Annotated in this window: 18 protein-coding genes; 3 read left to right on the top strand and 15 right to left on the bottom strand. The window is 35.5% G+C overall.

Annotated features, from left to right (window positions below; translation table 11 throughout):
* Window position 1: 1 nt before the first annotated feature.
* The 10 genes from LQ189_RS00260 to LQ189_RS00215 form a co-directional block, all read right to left on the bottom strand.
* Entirely contained in the window at window positions 2-1,216 is a 1,215-nt protein-coding gene (locus LQ189_RS00260) for a DUF4178 domain-containing protein (protein WP_230153801.1), read from the bottom strand.
* Window positions 1,217-1,221: 5 nt separating this feature from the next.
* Window positions 1,222-1,584: an S-adenosylmethionine decarboxylase family protein gene (locus tag LQ189_RS00255; RefSeq protein WP_158728591.1), complete on the bottom strand. Its 363-nt coding sequence runs from the start codon at window positions 1,582-1,584 to the stop codon at window positions 1,222-1,224.
* A gap of 123 nt (window positions 1,585-1,707) precedes the next feature.
* Window positions 1,708-2,025, bottom strand: coding sequence for a 2Fe-2S iron-sulfur cluster-binding protein (locus LQ189_RS00250; protein ID WP_086453350.1), 318 nt, complete (start codon window positions 2,023-2,025; stop codon window positions 1,708-1,710).
* A 165-nt stretch (window positions 2,026-2,190) separates the two neighbouring features.
* Complete coding sequence (locus LQ189_RS00245; protein WP_073205171.1) at window positions 2,191-2,430, bottom strand: NifU family protein; 240 nt, start codon at window positions 2,428-2,430, stop codon at window positions 2,191-2,193.
* Window positions 2,431-2,499: 69 nt separating this feature from the next.
* A complete protein-coding gene (locus LQ189_RS00240) occupies window positions 2,500-3,627 on the bottom strand; it encodes an Mrp/NBP35 family ATP-binding protein (RefSeq protein WP_086453351.1) in 1,128 nt (375 codons plus the stop codon).
* A gap of 168 nt (window positions 3,628-3,795) precedes the next feature.
* Complete coding sequence (locus LQ189_RS00235) at window positions 3,796-4,125, bottom strand: MGMT family protein (protein ID WP_230153800.1); 330 nt, start codon at window positions 4,123-4,125, stop codon at window positions 3,796-3,798.
* Between the two features lie 31 nt (window positions 4,126-4,156).
* The gene (locus LQ189_RS00230) at window positions 4,157-4,792 is read right to left on the bottom strand and encodes a LysE family transporter (protein ID WP_230153799.1); all 636 of its coding nucleotides are present in this window, start codon (window positions 4,790-4,792) and stop codon (window positions 4,157-4,159) included.
* 42 nt (window positions 4,793-4,834) lie between these two features.
* Complete coding sequence (gene trmB, locus LQ189_RS00225) at window positions 4,835-5,512, bottom strand: tRNA (guanosine(46)-N7)-methyltransferase TrmB (protein WP_158728596.1); 678 nt, start codon at window positions 5,510-5,512, stop codon at window positions 4,835-4,837.
* Window positions 5,513-5,641: 129 nt separating this feature from the next.
* Complete coding sequence (locus LQ189_RS00220) at window positions 5,642-6,181, bottom strand: nuclear transport factor 2 family protein (protein WP_230153798.1); 540 nt, start codon at window positions 6,179-6,181, stop codon at window positions 5,642-5,644.
* The gene (locus LQ189_RS00215) at window positions 6,174-8,615 is read right to left on the bottom strand and encodes an AsmA family protein (RefSeq protein ID WP_230153797.1); all 2,442 of its coding nucleotides are present in this window, start codon (window positions 8,613-8,615) and stop codon (window positions 6,174-6,176) included. The genes LQ189_RS00220 and LQ189_RS00215 overlap by 8 nt, the downstream gene beginning before the upstream one ends.
* Before the next feature lie 437 nt (window positions 8,616-9,052).
* Here LQ189_RS00215 and LQ189_RS00210 point away from each other — a divergent pair, with 437 nt between their 5' ends.
* Window positions 9,053-10,627 carry a murein L,D-transpeptidase gene (locus tag LQ189_RS00210; RefSeq protein ID WP_230153796.1) on the top strand — a complete coding sequence of 525 codons (1,575 nt, stop codon included), beginning with the start codon at window positions 9,053-9,055 and terminating at the stop codon, window positions 10,625-10,627.
* Between the two features lie 141 nt (window positions 10,628-10,768).
* Here LQ189_RS00210 and LQ189_RS00205 read toward each other — a convergent pair whose 3' ends face one another.
* From LQ189_RS00205 to LQ189_RS00195, 3 genes are all read right to left on the bottom strand, one after another.
* Window positions 10,769-11,596, bottom strand: a complete 828-nt coding sequence (locus tag LQ189_RS00205; protein WP_230153795.1) for a Bro-N domain-containing protein — start codon at window positions 11,594-11,596, stop codon at window positions 10,769-10,771.
* A gap of 192 nt (window positions 11,597-11,788) precedes the next feature.
* Entirely contained in the window at window positions 11,789-12,103 is a 315-nt protein-coding gene (locus LQ189_RS00200; RefSeq protein WP_086453357.1) for an HPF/RaiA family ribosome-associated protein, read from the bottom strand.
* A gap of 97 nt (window positions 12,104-12,200) precedes the next feature.
* A complete protein-coding gene (locus tag LQ189_RS00195) occupies window positions 12,201-12,455 on the bottom strand; it encodes a hypothetical protein (protein WP_230153794.1) in 255 nt (84 codons plus the stop codon).
* Between the two features lie 82 nt (window positions 12,456-12,537).
* Here LQ189_RS00195 and LQ189_RS00190 point away from each other — a divergent pair, with 82 nt between their 5' ends.
* Both LQ189_RS00190 and LQ189_RS00185 read left to right on the top strand, forming a co-directional pair.
* A complete protein-coding gene (locus tag LQ189_RS00190) occupies window positions 12,538-12,744 on the top strand; it encodes a helix-turn-helix domain-containing protein (RefSeq protein ID WP_230153793.1) in 207 nt (68 codons plus the stop codon).
* Window positions 12,737-14,716 carry a DUF2075 domain-containing protein gene (locus LQ189_RS00185; protein WP_230153792.1) on the top strand — a complete coding sequence of 660 codons (1,980 nt, stop codon included), beginning with the start codon at window positions 12,737-12,739 and terminating at the stop codon, window positions 14,714-14,716. Before LQ189_RS00190 ends, LQ189_RS00185 begins: the two co-directional genes overlap by 8 nt.
* 277 nt (window positions 14,717-14,993) lie before the next feature.
* Here LQ189_RS00185 and LQ189_RS00180 read toward each other — a convergent pair whose 3' ends face one another.
* Window positions 14,994-17,093 (bottom strand): prolyl oligopeptidase family protein, encoded by a 2,100-nt coding sequence (locus tag LQ189_RS00180; protein ID WP_370634885.1) that lies wholly within the window; start codon window positions 17,091-17,093, stop codon window positions 14,994-14,996.
* 150 nt (window positions 17,094-17,243) lie between these two features.
* A complete protein-coding gene (locus LQ189_RS00175) occupies window positions 17,244-18,257 on the bottom strand; it encodes a YhcG family protein (protein WP_230153790.1) in 1,014 nt (337 codons plus the stop codon).
* Window positions 18,258-18,368 lie beyond the last annotated feature (111 nt).

Here is an 18,368-nt window from a genome sequence, read left to right as displayed (position 1 = left end):
CTTAAGAATTAAAAAAAGACTCGTTAGTTTCTCCCCATCTTTTAGCTTCGAAATTTTTCTCTACATAATACAAGACCAGTACAAAAACAACCATGATTATTAAAATGAGCCAAATATTTCTGGATGAAGGCTCGCTCCATACCACTTTTACATTCATAAAATCACTGGTCACATCCTCTGGTGCTTTCATTGGGGTGATGTTTAAATGATAGGTACCCGCTGGGACACCACATAAATTAAACTCCTCCGAGTTTGAACCTTCGGTCCATGACTCACCATCTGTGTAGCCTGAATAATGCTCAATATCTTTACTAGCATAAACTTCTTCACCTGTTTTTTCGTTGATCAGCGCCACTTGAACATTGACCCATGAATTGCTCACGGGTGCATACAACTGTACTTTTAATGGTGCAGCGCTACCGGTGAGTGTAAAACTAGGACTTACAAAATCTTTATTAGTAAAGTTAGCCAACGCTAATTGGGTATCCAGGACTTCTGTTCGAACACGATCTTTGTTTAAATACCAGTTAGACACTAAAATTAATGCCAAAACACAACATAAAGTAATGGCTAAATTACGCAAGTTAAACAGAAAAGGCTGCACCATTCCTACACCAACTTTAGTGGGTAAATAAGAAGCATTGAAGGCTTTTTTTACAGCTGCTTTAGAAATGTGTTTCCCCAAAAAAGCATTTTGTTCGCTTCCATTTCGTTCAAAAGAAAGTACTTGAGGCGGATTTATATACTCAATGAGCTCTGCTTTCTCAAAAATATCAAAGTCAAAAAAACCGCGAGCTGCTATTAATTTGGGATAGAAATAATCGTATCTGTCAAAAGTTAGTTCTTCATAATCAACCGTTAATGGATGATTCCCTACTTTTGAAGCAAATTCTATTTCTTCAAGAATAATCCAGTGCCCATCGGCTTCGGATAGATATAAAAAATTTTCTTTGCCTTGCAGGATGTATTCCGTCCATTCAAATCCTTCATTTTCTTTGACCAAAATCCCCGTAATGGTATAATCGGTATTGTTAAAAAAACCTACTTGACCCACTAGTAATTGATCTGAAAATGTAAATGGTCTTAATTGATCTTTAAATAGTAAACCATCTCGTTCTTGATAAACATAAACGCAATTGGTACACGCATAGATTTTTACATCAAAGTTTAGATCTAATTGTGTGGTATGATTGCAATTTGTACAGGTAACTTCCATGCGTATTATCTGTTAATTTCGAAATCTTTTATAAGCACCCCATCAAAATAAGAAACATAGGCAGCCATTACATCTTTTACTTTTTGTGAATTGTCTTGTAAATAATTGCACAAATAGACATCTAAAGTCAGCTGGTTGTACTCAGGCCAAGTGTGAATACAAATGTGGGATTCTTTGAGGCAAAATGAAATGGTGAAACTTCTATTTTCGAAATCATGAACTACGACACCTACTTTTTCTAGCGAAAATTGAGTCAGAATTTCTTCTGTAACCTTAGTGAAACCGGCACTATCCGTTAATTTTTGAGAGTCCTGAACTTGCAAGGTAACTAGTTTATGCAATCCAGGGGAATAGGTCGTAAGGTCCATGTATTCGTAATGAAAATTTGAAATGTGATTTTTACTGTACGAATATATCTCTTTTATTTTGAATAAAAAAAAACCTCAAATAATTTTCATTATTTGAGGTTGTATGTTAGTGGTAACTTTTGCTTAATTTTCAGGAGCTAATTCTAATTCTAATCCTTCTAACTCTTCTGTAATTGGGATTTGGCATCCCAAACGGCTGTTTGATTTAACATAAAAAGCTTCAGATAACATGGCCTCTTCATCATCACCCATTTCTGGCAGGGCAACATCATTTAAAACATAGCATTGGCAAGAAGCACACATGGCCATACCGCCACAAGTTCCTTCTACAGGAAGTTCATAAGCTTTACAAAGCTCCATTATATTCATTGCCATATCTGTAGGAGCTTGTAATTCATGCACTACTCCTTCTCTATCTTTTATTTTGATTAATACATCCATGCTATTCTATTGTGTGTGTTACGATTATGTAGTTAGTTGCGCCCGCGTGAAGGATAGAAGCAATCCGCCAAAGCGGAGCGGATAGCCTGACCGTTTTATTAAAATAGGCTTCTCAGTTGTACTACTTGTAGCCTATTTTAATAAAAGGGTCACGCCATACTGATGTTATAAAATATTGACAACAGTTTCTATTTGAGGAGCAAATTTTTTGATGGTTGTTTCAACACCTGCTCGCAGCGTCATTTGGTTTACGCTACAACTGGTGCAAGCTCCTTCAAGACGAACCTTTACATGCTTGTCATCTTCAATGGAGATAAGTGTAATATCGCCCCCATCTGAATTCAAGAAAGGTCTTATTTCTTCGAGTGCTTTTTGAACTTCTATTGTTAATTCTTCTGTTGTCATTTTCTTTATTTAAAGAGTGAAAGATTAGAAAATTGAAAGATTATAAATCATTTTCAAAAAATTCTAATATTATTTTTTTACCGCTGAGCAACCGGCCATTGTTGTTATTTTTACTGCTTCGGTGGCTGGTAAACTTTCGTTACGAGCTACTACCTCACGCACTACATTGCGGGTTACCTCATCAAAAATATGTTCTACTACTGAGGCCATTTGCATGGCTGCAGGACGACCGTAATCTCCAGCTTCGCGAATAGATTGTACAATTGGAATTTCCCCCAAGAAAGGTACGCCTAAATCCTCTGAAAGATTCTTGGCTCCTTCTTGACCAAAGATGTAGTATTTGTTTTCTGGTAACTCTTCGGGTGTGAAATACGCCATGTTTTCAATAATTCCTAAAACAGGAACGTTGATAGCTTCAGACAAGAACATGGATACACCTTTTTTGGCATCAGCCAAAGCAACCGCTTGTGGTGTACTTACTACAACGGCACCGGTAATAGGCAATGATTGTACAATAGACAAGTGAATATCTCCTGTTCCTGGAGGCAAATCAATAAGCATAAAATCAAGTTCTCCCCAATCAGCATCAAAAATCATTTGGTTCAATGCTTTGGAAGCCATTGGTCCTCTCCAGATTACGGCTTGACTTGGTGCTGTAAAAAACCCAATAGATAGAATTTTAACTTCATAACTTTCTACTGGTTTCATTTTAGACCTTCCATCAACAGTAACTGATATTGGTTTTTCATTTTCAACATCAAACATAATAGGCATAGATGGTCCGTAAATATCAGCATCTAAAATCCCTACTGAAAAACCCATTTTTGCTAATGTTACAGCTAGGTTTGCTGTAACTGTTGATTTACCTACTCCTCCTTTTCCAGAGGCTACGGCTATAATATTTTTGATTCCTGGTATTGATTTTCCTTTAATTTCTGGCTTATCAGCTACTTCAACTTTCGTATTGATTTTAATTTTGGCTTCAGCCGAAACCAATTCAAGGATCGTTTTTTTGATATCATCTTCAGCGCGTTTCTTGATGTGCATCGCTGGTGTATGCAATACTAAATCAACAACTACCTCATCTCCAAAAGTGATTACGTTTGTAATTGCACCGCTCTCTACCATATTCTTTCCTTCACCAGCAATTGTAATTGTTTCTAGGGCTTTAAGTATTTCTTTTCTATCTAGTTTCATGGTGTGTTTATTTATTCTAATAGTATTTTTAGAATGCTACATTATGTTTATTTAAACTCATTTCAGATTACAAAGATAGGATGAAAAGTTAATATTTTAAAGGATTTACATTGCATTTATTGATTTATCAATCAGTAGGAATTATAACTGATTTTCAGCTTAAAATTGTTACTCAACGGCGGTTTCGGGCTGCCAAAAATGTTTCTTAAAATCAACAATTTGGTTGTCTAGCACTACAATTCCCTCGTTTTCTAGAAGTTGTTGCATTAAATTGGTGCCATCAAAGTGCATTTTGCCAGTAAGCAAACCATTTCTATTAACAACTCTGTGTGCAGGAACATCCTCAAGAGTGTGTGATGCATTCATGGCCCAACCCACCATTCTGGCTGATCGCGCTGCTCCTAGCGCTTTTGCAATAGCGCCGTATGAAGTTACTTTACCATGAGGTATTTGCCTTACGATATCATAAACACGTTCAAAGAAATTAGTATCAGTCATGATTGTGGAGTTCTACAATGAGTTACAAGAATTATCCCCAATAGTATCGAACAATATTTACTAAGGTGAAAAGAGATATCAAACCTGTAATACTGCCAATTATGGTATTCATGTTGCGCATGAGATAATCTGTCTTATCTTGAATTTTTTGAAAAAAAGTGATGTAACAATAAAAGACTAAAAAAGATCCTAACACTACCCCAGAAACAAAAATAAAGACATGGGTAGTATCAAAATAAAATAAGTTGTAGGAAGCAAGTGTAACCCCTACAAAAACATAATACGGAATAGGGAAAAAATTAAGTGCAGACAGTAGCATGCCTAAGAAAAAACGTGTGGACGTACTTCGTTTCTTGATTTTGTCTTTTTTCTTAACCGGTTTTTTGGCTAAAAACAAAAAATAAATGGTGAGTAAAGCAAATATTCCAAAACCTATTTCACGCAAGAGCACTATAACATCTGGACGTTCTTTGATAAATTGGGCGAAAAAAAGTGCCAAGGCCGCCTGAAAAAAGATCACAATTACAGCGCCTAGTACAAACCAGTAGGCACTACTTTTCCCTTCCTTGATATTGACTTTGGCGGCAGTCATATTGATTAAGCCCGGAGGTGTAATCCCTACAAAAGCGGTAATAAAACCCAAAAACAAGGAAGTGATTAAATTCATAGTCAAAGTGCTAGTACAGAAATATCTGCCTCAAATATAAAACTATTCTTTGATTTTGAATCGAATATATGTTATTGCTTTGTTAATTTCTAAGTATTGTTTTTCATAGAACGTCTGAAAAGCAGTTACCTCTTCTGGACTTCCTTCATTAACATACACATTGTGATTGGCATACAAAACCTCATGACCTTCACCGTGTAGCAAACCTAGCGTATATCCATGCATGAACTCACTATCGGTTTTTAAGTTTACAACACCGTCTTTTTTGAGGATTTTTTTATACAATTGTAAAAACTCTGAATTTGTCATTCGGTGTTTTGTTCGCTTGTATTTTATTTGTGGATCTGGAAAAGTGATCCAGATTTCATCTACTTCGTTTTCAGCAAAAATATGGTTGATGAGTTCAATTTGAGTTCGAATAAAAGCCACATTATACAAGCCGGTTTCAACCGCTGTTTTAGCTCCACGCCAAAAACGAGCTCCTTTGATATCGATACCTACAAAATTTTTGTTTGGATATCTTTCAGCAAGTCCCACAGAATATTCGCCTTTTCCGCAACCCAATTCTAAAACAAGTGGATTGTCATTTTTAAAAAAATCTGTATTCCACTTTCCTTTCAACGGAAATAAATCACCTACTACTTCTTCTCTCGTTGGTTGAAAAACGTTATTGAATGTCTCGTTTTCTTTGAACCTCTTTAATTTATTTTTGCTTCCCACTTTTTTTGAATATTTGGGCAAAATTAAGGAATTATATAAGATAGAATGTCAAAGTATCAAAAAAATGAAAAATCAAGAGACAAACTCTCGATAACGAAACCTTTTCTTGCTTAAAAAAAGAACTAGCTCTTAGTTTTTTATTCCTTGAGCTTTGAGCTTATCGATAATAACCGACTCGCTTGCTGCTTTCAATTCAATCACTTTGCTAGAATTTTCATTAGGAATGGTCATGGATAAAACATAATGCTGTATTTTCCACTGATTTCCCACTTTTATCAAAACACCAGATCCTCTGCAAATTTTCATTTGGGTGTCAAGCAATTCATCAAACCAAGCTGTAGTTCCGGTTTTATCAAAAAACAAATGTCGTTCCAGCGGTGTAAAACTCCAAGCTTTACCTTTATCAAAATGAGGTTTTGCGTAGGCTTGAAAGGCTTTTTTATCCCAATTTTCTGTTGCATCGGTGCCAATAAAAACGGCATCATCGGTCATTAAACTAAAATAGTCTTTATAGTTTGCTTCTGCTGCGGCTTTGTGCCAATTATTGAGTACGGTATGAATGGCGTCTTTATCTTTTTGCTGTTGTGCTGTTGCAAAAGGTGCTCCACACACCAAAAAAACTACTACAAAAAGACATACAGACTTACTGAAAAAAATTGCTTTATTCATGATTTTTGTTCCATTTAATTTTAATTTTCCCATCGACATCTGCGGCTAGTAAGTGCAACACGATGCCTTTGGTACGTTTTTCTTCTCGCTCTTTATCCGTTGCGAGTAAGTGATCTTTTTTTGGATTTCGCAATGGAATAGTCATAGCCAAGCGAGTTCCTCTACCATACGAATATACTCCTTTTGCATCTAAATTCAGCACATTCGAACTCACTTTTAAAGCGTTTACCTGAATTTTTTCACCATTTATTTTGAAATCACCTGATAAATCACTGAAGGAAATAGTATTTACATCACGAAAAGGAAAGGCAAACTTGGCAATGTTAGTAATAGGTTTAAAATCTATCAACGCTCCTTTTACCACTTCAAATTTGGCTACACCTGTCATGGAGTTGGTTTTAAGCTGTCCGCCAGGTTGCAACAGTCCTTGCACGGCAGCAGTTGCGGTAAGCTTCCCTTTGACATTGCGAGGTTCAAAAGATGTGATGCCAAAGTTGTTCAATCCTTCTAAAAATTGATTCAAGTTTACTTTCTGTATTTTTGTTTCTGACTGCCATTTAAAATGATCTTTTTCTGGAGTCAATTGCCCTTCAAAATCTACGGTTCCGCCTGCACATTGCACGCTGGCATTATTTACGCGTAAAGAATTATTTGCCAATACAATTGTTGCTTTGGTTTGGGTAGCCACAAGTTTGCTGTACGTCATTTTATCTGCTTTTAGCTTTAGTACAACTTGGCATTTATCTATGACTTCATACAATTCTTTTGAGAATGAATCTTGTGATTTTTCTTGAATGGCTGGCTTACCACTGCTACTCGTTAAGGCTACTATACATTGTTTCACATCTAAAAAAGGAGCGTAGATATCCCAATTCACAATCATTTTTTCAGGATTGTCATAGTACAGGGTCATGAAATTGTCTATACGACCGTCCATAAAAACCGAGTTGCGGTTGTCCTTGAAATTAATTTTTTTAATGAGCAACGCTTTCTCTGTAAAGTCAAGTTGTATATCGGTTTTAAGAAACGTCAGGTTTCGTGGGCCATAATTTACAATAGCATCTTTAACATAAACATTACCAGTAAACTTGGGTTTTTTAATGCGTAACTTTTGAACATCAAACTTAAAATCTAAATTCACTTTGGCTTGACCGCCAGAAAAATGCATCAATTCTTTATTGATCACTTGATTCAATTGTGTAATCGAGAAATTAGATCGAAAACTTCCAGCTGCTTCTGTTTTCTCCAAATTCAAAATGATTCCGATAGGAATTTCAAAAGGGATGGTTTTAAACTTTCCTTTCATATCGGTAATCGTAATGGCTGAATTAGCATCATTAAAACCCGCTCCTTTTTTATAATTATTGGTAAACGTAGCATCAAAGGTGCAGGCTGTAATTAGTCCATCAGGAAGTTTTAAATCATTGTTTTTTATTTTGGCTTGCACTATAATTTCCGGATCACCCGTTTTACTCATGTCTCCGTTTATAGTACAACCCACCTGAATGGGTTTTTTAAAATCAAATTGATTTACCTTTTCACTAATGTTATTGCTCAATAAACTTGAGGCTTCACGCCAAAGCAAGGTCGCGTTTAACGCAATTTTAAAAGGTGATGTATTAGGGTCTAAATTAAAACGGGCATCAACCTCAAAAAACGTATTTCCTATAGCCAGTTCCTTAGACACCACAGCAATGGAATTACTTTCGGCATTAAAATCTAAACCCAAAAGGCCTTCCACTTTTTTATTTTCTATAAAACTACCTCTTTGTGTGTTAAATGCCATGCTTCTTGCGTGTGTACTCAAATCAGCGAAGGCATGCCAATTATCTCCATCATATTGCACTTTACTTTGCAAAGAAATGGAATCAAAATCAAACAGTTTGTGGTTTTCTTGATGCTCAGATATAAACCGAACTTGGCTTAAAATTATTTGATCAATGGATGGTGGCGATTTTTTATTCTCCTCTTTATTTTTGGGTTTAACCCGAAACAAAAGCGTATTGTCTAAACCGTTTTTCCCTTTAAAAAGATGGATTTTGGCATGCTGAATTTCAATTTTATCCATTTCAATTTGATTGCCCAAAAGTGCTATTACGTTCAATCGCAACTCGATTTTTTCGGCACGAAGCAGTGTCCTTTTGTGTGCTTGCCACATGCTATCTCTTACTACAACTTGGCTTAAAGCCAATGTCATGCTAGGAAAACCCTTGAACAACTTATAATCTATGTCACCTATAACTACTGACGCGGTGCTTTTTTCATTGATTTTAGCATTTACAAGTGCTACAATTTCTTTTTTATGGCTTGTAAAATACCAAGAGAAGAGTCCGGTAACTAGCACCAATACAGCCACAAGTACCACTATAAAAACACCAACACCCTTTAAGATTTTATTGTAAGGCATGGCTTTGAGATGGTTTATTATATTCAAGATTCTTTTTTTCATACTACATGGTGCATTCCGTCAAAATAAAGGTACAGGATTATCAGCTTTATATCTTTGGCAACAGCCTGAAATACAAAACTATTTGGCACCAAAAAGCTATTCAATACTCACAACAGTACCAAACAACAAAATAGCGCCATAAAAACTAGATATTAGTTACAAGTATTTGCTCATTTGTTGTATAATTATTGGATTAGAACCCTTGTTTTGTAATCCTAATGCAGTTAAACAAAACAAAAATTACTTTGCAAAACGTTTATTTACAGTAATTTACTATTTTTACTTTTTAAAAAAATATAAAATAAAACAAACAGTAGTAGTCTTACCACAAGCTTGACACTATTTCATTGTGGTCGGTGAGGTTCCTATTTACCTTAATTTTGCATCACAAAACCGCTGTTTTTAAAATATTATTTGGTCTTATGAAAAAACTGTACGTTACCGTATTTTGCCTTGTTTTTATCTTGTTGTTGACCTTTGTTTCTTGCAAGAAAAAGGAACTCGCCACAAACGCTACAAAAAGCACCCCTGTATTTGAAGCCACTTTTGATAGCACTCAAATTCAAACTTTTTTTACCCAGCATCCCGCCTTGCAACAGTATCAAACCGAAGTGGCGCAATTGTACCGCAAACATCAGTTCAAGTACATTTGGTATGATAAAAACGGTATCAATGAGTTTGCTGGCGTTATGTACAATAAAGTCAACAACATCAGTGAAGAAGGCGTGCGAACCAAAATACCCTACAAGGAAAAACTGGATGCTTTGTTCACAAGTCCTGCCGAAACTAAAAAACCCAATATCAACACGGAGCTGCTATGCTCTGCCATATATTTCTTTTATGTAGACAAAGTATTCCACGGTATTGATCCAGAGAAATCTAAAGAACTAGGATGGTTTCTACCAAGACAAAAACAATCCTATGTGGACTATTTGGACTCCTTATTAGTTGATCCTAAGTTGATTCATAAAAATGAAAAAGGTGCCATCAAGCAGTATTATTTATTAAAAAACGTTCTTGAAGAATATAGAAAAATAGAAAAAAAAGGCGGCTGGAAACCCATTCCTATTGACTCCACTGTTGCGTCCTACAAACCTGGAGACAGCGCAGCCACCATTGCAGCCATTCGCACCCGCTTGTTTATCACTAAAGATATTTCTACCGATTCTAAAAGTGCTGTTTATGACGAGGAACTAGCTGAAGGAATACTACACTTTAAGAAAAGAAGCGGCAATCTCTTGAACAAAACGATTTTACCAAAACACATTCGGTATATGAATGTGCCAGTGGAAAGTAGAATTAGGACCTTAATGATCAATATGGAACGCTGCAGATGGATATCAAAAGACATCACAAAATCCAAAGAACTGATTGTAGTTAACATTCCTGCCTACGAACTTACTTTTTTTAGAGACGGAAAACCCGAACTCCAGTCGAAAGTTGTGGTGGGCAAGACCCTGAATAAAACAGTGATTTTTAGCGCGCCCATGAAGTATATTGTTTTTAGACCGTACTGGAATGTGCCGCAAAGCATCATTAAAAAAGAAATCTTACCCGCTATTGCTAAAAACCCCAATTATTTGGAGCAACACAATATGGAGTGGAAAGACAATCTGGTGCGACAAAAACCCGGAAATCATAATTCTCTAGGTCTTGTGAAATTTTTATTTCCCAATTCAAATTCAATTTACCTGCATGATACGCCCTCCAAAGGTTTGTTTGGCAGAGAAGACCGCGCTTTTAGCCATGGATGTATTCGGGTTGCAAAACCAAGACAACTAGCGGCAGCCATTATGAAAGACGACCCAAAATGGAATCCTGAAAAAATTAATGCCGCCATGGATACCGGCGATGAAAAATGGTATACGCTAAAAAATAAAATTCCGGTTTACATAGGTTATTTTACCGCTTGGGTAGATCCCGATGGTGTGATTCATTTTTACGAAGACGTCTATGAGCGTGATGAGGCGCTGGCCAACTTACTGTTTGATCAGTAACCAGTTCCAGTAATACTTTTACGTATGCTACCAAAAAAAATGACACTATCTCCATAAGACAGTGTCATTTTTTTTGGTGTGCCAAAAGGCTATGATTTAAAACGTTCTAAAACTAGTTCATCGTTTAATTTGTTGTTTCAACTATTCTTTTAATTTATTATTATCTTCTTTTAAAACTTTAGCATTTTGTGGGCTAACAATTTTTTTACCCGTTTGTTCTTCAATTTGCTTTCGGGTATTTCCAGCAATTTCACCGCCTTTTCGGGCAATTTTTTTATTATCTGCAAAGGTTTTAGGATTGTTTTCTTTACTAATCTCTGTTGTGGTTGCTTCCGCCAACATATTTAATACCAATTCTAAATTGGTCATATTATCTCTTAGATTTTCTTTTTTTAAGCCTTTTAAATTCTTGTACTGCTTTACTGTGTTTCCGCTCCAAGCTTGGGTAATTATATCAGTAAGTGAAGCAAATTCCTGCCCTTTTTTAACACCTCTATTTTCCCATTCATCGGTGAGTTCTTTTCTAACTTCGATGCTTTTCAAGCGCTGATTAATCCATGCTGTAGAGTATCCTAATTTCAAATAATTTTCCATAGCACGATCAATCGCCTTTTCTGGATCTTGACTCTCTTCTATTCGTTCGTAGCCTATTTTAGCTAACCATTGTTTAAAAGGCTCTGCTTTTGGCGAAGGAATAGATTGAATCAAACGGAATAGTTGCTCTGTATCAGCAACATCTGTTAAACGCATTTTACCATCAGGAGCTACCATTTTCAAACCGTTACAATTTGTAACGGTTTCATTTCCCTCAGCCAAAAGTCGTTTTTTTAAAACACGCCAATACACTTGTGGATTATTACTATCAGTTAAAGCAGCAATGATATCTACAATGGAGAAAAACCATTTCTCTTGTTCATTATCCCACAAGGAACGTATTTTTTGGCTTTCGAATAATTTTATGTTTTCCATTATTTTGTTCTAATAAATTTCGTTTTCTCAAATGACTACTTTTCAATACTTTTTGGAATCACAGCGAGCATACTAATTTACTATTAAAATAATAAAAACTACTATTGCAATTCTAAAGATTCTTAACCAAAAAAATGACACTATCTCCACAAGACAGTGTCATTTTTTTTTAGTGTGCCAAAAGGCTATGGTTTAAAAAGCTCTCTTTTTCTCGAAAGAGGTTTCTAGTACTTTTTTTATTTTATCAAGTGCGCCGTGAAAAGCTTTTTCAGTAGTATCGGCGTGGTTTGTAACTGCTACAGGCTGCATGTTGATAGGTCTAGCCTCAATGGTACAACGCTTGTCATTTACTCCGCCTTTATCACTATTTTCATCTCCTAAATGTACCTCAAGGCGAGTTACCTTTTCCTCAAAACGAGCCAAAGTAGTGGCTACCTCATCTTGGATATATGATTTTAAGCGTGCATGTCCCTCTACGTTATTGTCGGTGTTAATTTGTACTGTCATAATTTTTATTATTTAATGTTCTATTCTCAAATTTACCGATTGCTGTATGAAAAACCGAACACCTTAATAAAATATTGGGAAAATAAAGCACACTTGATTATCGAAGTTGTTGCGGATAAACATTATTGAAAAAGTTTTCAAAAGCCTCACAGAGCAATTCTTTATCAAGATCAAATAACTCCTTTCTATCATCCCTATCCTTTATATATTCTTCGTCTTCTTTACAAATTGCTTCTCCATTAAGCTTTTTGGTAAGAATATCACTTAATAAAACTTTATCACAATTGGAATATTTTGGATAGTATTTTTCTATGAAGGACCAATAATCAAATTTACTTTTTTGGACTTCCATGGCAGCATTTTTCTTTCAAAGATAACAAAAACCGGACTATACTCCGTTGCAATATAGACCACATTTTGTAATATTTGTCAACATGAATATTAAACAAAAACTAGGTTTAAAAATAAAAGAGCTAAGAAAAGCTAAAGGTCTTTCACAAGAAAGACTTGCAAATCTTGCTGAAATTGACAGAACCTATTTACCAACAATTGAAAAAGGTGAAAGAAATGTTTCTATTGAAGTTGTTGAAAAATTGGCAAAAGCTCTTGATGTAAAAATTAAAGACTTGTTTGATGAATAGAGCTTACTATTCCAGCACCATTAATGAATTTATTAATGAAAATTCCCAAACTATTTTCGGTAAAATTTCTGGACAATATGATTTGAATAAATTGAATATTCTACAATCTAATGCATGGAAAAGTCAAATAGAAATCCTAAAAGACACCATCTCCTTTTTTACTGGAAAAATATATTTTGAATTTACTATTCCTAGAATGGGAAAGCGTGTTGACAATATATTAATCATTCAAAACTGCATTTTTGTATTGGAGTTTAAAATAGGGTCAAATACCTATGACAAATATGCAACCAATCAAGCTTTTGATTATGGTTTAGATTTGAATAATTTTCACGAAGGAAGTCATAACAAAATAATCATTCCAATTTTAGTCGCAGATAAAGCACCTTATTTAGAAAATATTTACTGTCCTAGTTTTGATAATTTATATGAAACAATTTATGCGAATTCTAGTAATTTGTCAGAGGTAATTAATGCTGCATTAATACATTTTGAAGATACAGAAACAATTGACATCGAATATTGGGAAAACTCAATTTACAAACCGACTCCGACTATAATTGAAGCCGCTACGGCATTATATAAAAAACATAATGTAAGTGAAATTTCAAGAAGTGATTCGGGAGCTGAAAACTTATCAGTAACGTCAGAATGTATTTCTCAAATCATTGATTTTTCAAAGGACAACAATAGAAAATCTATTTGTTTTATTACTGGAGTTCCTGGCGCTGGGAAAACTTTAGCAGGTTTAAACATTGCCAATCTTCGCTCAAATTATAAAGAAGAAGAACACGCAGTATTTTTATCAGGAAATGGGCCTTTAGTCGATGTACTAAGAGAAGCATTAGCCAGAGACAAAGTAATTACAGGAAAAGAAAACGGCGAAAGCTTAACAAAAGATATAGCAAAATCGCAAGTAAAATCATTTATACAAAATATTCATCATTTTAGAGACGCTTCTATAAAAGATGGAAAAGCACCCATTGAAAAAGTAACTATTTTTGATGAAGCGCAACGAGCTTGGACCAAAGAACAAGCTTCTAATTTTATGAAACGAAATAAAGGAATTACTGATTTTGATAAATCAGAACCTGAATTTCTTATTGAAGTTATGGACAGACATCAGGATTGGTGCACAATAGTTTGTTTAATTGGAGGAGGACAAGAAATCAATACTGGTGAAGCTGGATTAGAAGAATGGATTAGACCATTTGCGGGTAAGTTTAAAGATTGGAATATTTATTATTCTTCAAAAATTATTGAGGATGGAAATTACATTAAAGACAAAGAAGCATTGACTGTTTTAAATGAAAGGAAAGCTATTAAAAAAGATCAACTACATCTATCCATTTCATTAAGATCATTTAGAAGCGCTCAATTATCAAATCTTATTCAAGAAATTATTAATAATGATATTGACAAAGCTAAAAGTATTTATATAAATTTTATCAAAAAAGACTATCCAATTAAAATAACCCGAGATCTAGACAGTGCTAGAGGTTGGTTAAAAAAATCAGCAAAAGGTTCCGAAAGAACCGGAGTTGTGGCTTCATCTGGTGGAATTCGCTTGAGACCTTTTGGATTAAATGTGAAAGCTAAAATTAATGCGCCAATTTGGTTTTTAAATGATAAAGATGATATTCGCTCTTCTTACTTTTTAGAAGAAGTTGCAACAGAATTTGACATTCAAGGCTTAGAATTAGATTGGACATGTGTAGCTTGGGATGGTGATTTATTTTACGACAATAATCAATGGAACTACAGAAAATTCAAAGGCACAAAGTGGCAAAATATAAATAGTAATGACATTACTAACTATTTAATTAACTCTTACAGAGTTTTACTTACAAGAGCAAGACAAGGAATGGTAATTTATATTCCATTCGGCAATAATGAAGATATTACAAGACCAACTTATATGTATGATGGTACTTTTGATTTTTTCAAATCATTAGGGATTGAAGAAATTTAGCGAGAACTACATTCCAAAAAAAAAAACGCTACTCTTTCGAATAGCGTTTTTTGAAATTTGTGTGGTGACGACTTCATTTCTCGTGAAGAAAATCGTCTGAGGAGTTGAATGCCCTAGCCCTGATTACTTCACTATACTTTTATTTCCATAGGAGTTCAGTGAATTCCATTTGAAGTGAAAATCCTTTATTTCCGCCTTTTCGGCGGATATAAAGATTGTAACGGATAGCAGGATTAAGCTCCTAAAAAAGAGTAACCGCACCGTACCTCTTTTGCTTTTATTTACTTGCAGGGATGGTCATAATCCCCATGTTGTAGAGCGTAAAGGCTTGTATGTCTACGTTTTCTTGTATGGTTGCTGCTACTGATTTTCCAGCGCCGTGTCCTGCATTGATGTCTATGCGAATAAGGGTTGGGTTTGTTCCTACTTGTTTTTCTTGCAACTCGGCAGCAAACTTAAAGCTGTGTGCCGGAACTACTCTATCATCATGATCTCCTGTAGTAACCATAGTGGCTGGGTACTGGGTTCCTGTTTTTACATTGTGTACCGGTGAATATCCTTGAATGTAGTTGAACATTTCTTTGCTGTCCTGAGCTGTTCCGTAATCATACGCCCAACCTGCTCCTGCGGTAAAGGTATGGTAACGCAACATGTCCATCACACCTACTGCTGGCAAGGCTACCTTCATTAAATCTGGGCGTTGTGTCATGGTAGCGCCTACTAACAAACCTCCGTTTGACCCACCACGAATGGCTAAGTATTGTGAAGAGGTGTATTTTTGTGCAATTAAATATTCGGCTGCTGCAATGAAATCGTCAAACACGTTTTGCTTTTGCATTTTGGTTCCGGCATCATGCCATTTTTTTCCGTATTCTCCACCACCACGTAAGTTGGGTACGGCATACACGCCTCCGTTTTCCATCCAGATGGCATTGGCTATGCTAAAACTTGGTGTTAAACTCACGTTGAATCCGCCATATCCGTAAAGCATGGTTGGATTTGTCCCATCAAGTTTTAATCCTTTTTTGTGGGTGATAATCATTGGGATTTTGGTACCGTCTTTTGAGGTATAAAACACTTGTTTAGACTCATACAGATCTGTATTGAAATCTACTTTTGGTTTTTCATACACAACAGAGGTTCCTGTTTGTGTATCTAAAGTAAAAATAGAACCCGGTGTGATGTAATTTGTAAATGAGAAATAAAGGTTTTTCTCTTTTTTCTTTCCGCTAAAACCGCCCGCAGTTCCTACTCCTGGCAGTTTGATTTCGCGTATCAATTTTCCTGTGTAATCATATTGTTTTACTAATGAAACGGCATCTTTCATGTAATTTGCAAAGAAATAACCGCCACCTGTTGATGGTGATAAAACATTCTCTGTTTCTGGAATGAAGTCTTTCCAATTTTCTGGTTTTGGATTTTTGATATCCACCGTAACAATGCGTTTGTTGGGTGCATTCAAATCAGTTTCTATGAATAATTTTCCGCCTTCGTTTTCAATGATACTGTTGTCACTCTTGAAATTATCTACAATGGTCACAATAGGAATGTTGGGTTTTGTTAAATCTTTGATGTACAACTCATTCCCATAGGTGGAGTTTGCCGCTGATATGATAAGGTAGCGGTCGTCTTCAGTCACGCCACCGCCTACATAACGGCGTTTTTGATCGGCACCAAAAATAATTTGATCGTCTTTTTGAGCTGTTCCTAATTTATGAAAATAGAGTTTGTGCTGATCTGTTTTTGCTGATAATTCACTTCCCTTTGGTTTGTCATAACTGGAATAGTAGAACCCTTCGTTCCCTCTCCAGGACACGCCGCTGAATTTTACATCGACAATGGTGTCTTCAATAATTGTATTGGTAATGGCATCCATGATGATTACTTTTCGCCAGTCGCTTCCACCTTCTGAGATGGCATAGGCTACTTTTGAACCGTCTTTGGAAAAATCCAATCCGCCAAGTGATGTGGTTCCGTCTTTAGAAAAGGTGTTGGGATCTAAGAAAACCGTTTCGGTTCCTTTGACATCTTTTCTATACAACACCGACTGGTTTTGCAAACCGTTGTTTTTGTAGTAATATGTGAAATTCCCTTCTTTGAAAGGCGCACCTATTTTTTCGTAATTCCACAGTTTTTCCATTCTTGCTTTTAATGCATCACGAAACGGAATTTGGTTGAGATACCCGTAGGTTACTTCGTTTTGGGCTTTGACCCAAGCACCGGTCTCAGCTGATTTGTCGTCTTCTAGCCAACGGTAGGGATCTGGGACTTTTGCATCAAAATAAGCATCTACCGTAGTACCTTTGCTGGTCGTTGGGTATGATATTTTTTCGTTTTTATTTTGGCCAAAAGTTGCCATTGCAGAGGTTACAGCCATTATTAAAAAGGATTTCTTCATTAGTTATTTTTTTAGGTTGTTACAAAAATAGGGAAATAGTTAGTGTGGTAAAGGTGGAAAAGTCTTAAATAAAACTAAAAAAACGTTACTCTTGCGGGTAAAGTATTTTGCTACAGTTTTGTCGTTTCCTTAATTATTTTCTTTGGCTTCCTCAAAATTTTGCAATTCTATATTTACAGCTTCCAGCAACTGTTGTTCAGTAGGTAGGTATAGTTTATATTGACTGGCTACAATATTTTTCTCGTTTTCCGGCAGCGTAAATTTTACAACGCCGTCATTTTTATTTGCACAAAGCAAAATACCTATAGTTGGATTTTCACGAGGCAGTTTTTCTACTCGATCGTAATAATTCACATACATCTGTAGTTGCCCTATATCCTGATGCGTAAGTTTATCTGTTTTGATTTCGATAATGACAAAGCATTGTAATATCCGATTATAAAAAACTAAGTCTGTAAAAAATTCATCGCCATCAATGTGTATTCTTTTTTGTCTTGCTACAAATGAAAATCCATTTCCTAGTTCCAATAAAAAATCTTGCAAATGAGTAATTATAGCACTTTCTAAATCGTTTTCATAGTAAGCCGCTTCTCGTTTTAACCCCAGAAATTCAAGATACATAGGGTCTTTTATAATCTCTTTAGTATCTGAAGGAAGTTTTTCATTTTTGGCAACAGCGAGTACGCTTTCTTTATCATTGCTCATTAAAAGGCGTTCGTATAAGCTACTGTTAATTTGACGTTCGAGTTGTCTTGACGTCCAATTATTCTTTACGCTTTCCGCAATGTAAAATTCTCTTTTATACTGATTGTCAATTACCAAAAGGAATTTATATTGTGTCCAACTCAATTGCGTCCGCAGTGCGGACGCAATTGGAAACATTCTGTAGAACTGTCGGTATCTCTCTAATTGCCTCACTGAAAAACCACTCCCATATTCTGGCTGTAATTGTTGAGAAAGAAATTTAATTAAATAAGTCCCATAATCAGCACGGTCCTTTCCGTTTTGTTCTTCCTCGAAAATCCGTTGCCCAATATGCCAGTACATCAAGGTTCTTTCATTGTCAACCGCCCTAATTGCTTTGTCTTTTGAAGCTGCTATAATGGCTTTAATATCAGGAATTACAGATTGGTTTTGTAGCATCGTTATTTTGGATTATAAAAATTTAACTCGATTACACATACAATAATACGAAAAAAAGAACTGAAATGGTAACCCGTACTTTTGCACTTAAACCCAAAAAAAACGCTACTC

Origin of the sequence: Flavobacterium sp. CECT 9288 (genome assembly GCF_918731615.1) — a bacterium.
Classification (GTDB): domain Bacteria; phylum Bacteroidota; class Bacteroidia; order Flavobacteriales; family Flavobacteriaceae; genus Flavobacterium.
The sequence above is the reverse complement of the archived record's forward strand: the minus strand, read 5'-3'. Positions and strand labels throughout refer to the sequence as shown.